Annotated in this window: 1 protein-coding gene; it reads right to left on the reverse strand. The window is 65.8% G+C overall.

Features of this window, described 5'->3' with window-relative positions; translation table 11 throughout:
• On the reverse strand, nucleotides 1-197 hold a 197-nt coding region (locus CYJ76_RS12090), incomplete at its 3' end, for a hypothetical protein (RefSeq protein ID WP_202820505.1).
• Nucleotides 198-284: the final 87 nt, after the last annotated feature.

Consider the following 284-nt stretch of genomic DNA (forward strand, 5'->3'; position numbering starts at 1 on the left):
AGCAGATCGAAACCGCGGGCGACCGCGGAAGTGGATTCATAGCCCGGGCGCTGAGCCAGCTTGCGAGGCACCTCGATCAGGCTGATCTTGCCGGTGCGGGTGGGCACTACATTTGTGACCAAGTCGGACTTGAACTGCGCCCACTTGGGGTGCTCGGCCAGCTCGTTGCGGCCGCCGTCCTCGAGGAAAGCCAGCACCGGCCTCGATCATGTTCTCGCCGTCGACGATCATCGCCACGTGCCCGTCCCACACCGCCAGGTCGCCTGCCTGCACTTCTGCGCGCG

It is taken from the genome of Kytococcus schroeteri (assembly GCF_002847825.1).
GTDB classification, from domain to species: Bacteria; Actinomycetota; Actinomycetes; order Actinomycetales; family Dermatophilaceae; genus Kytococcus; species Kytococcus schroeteri.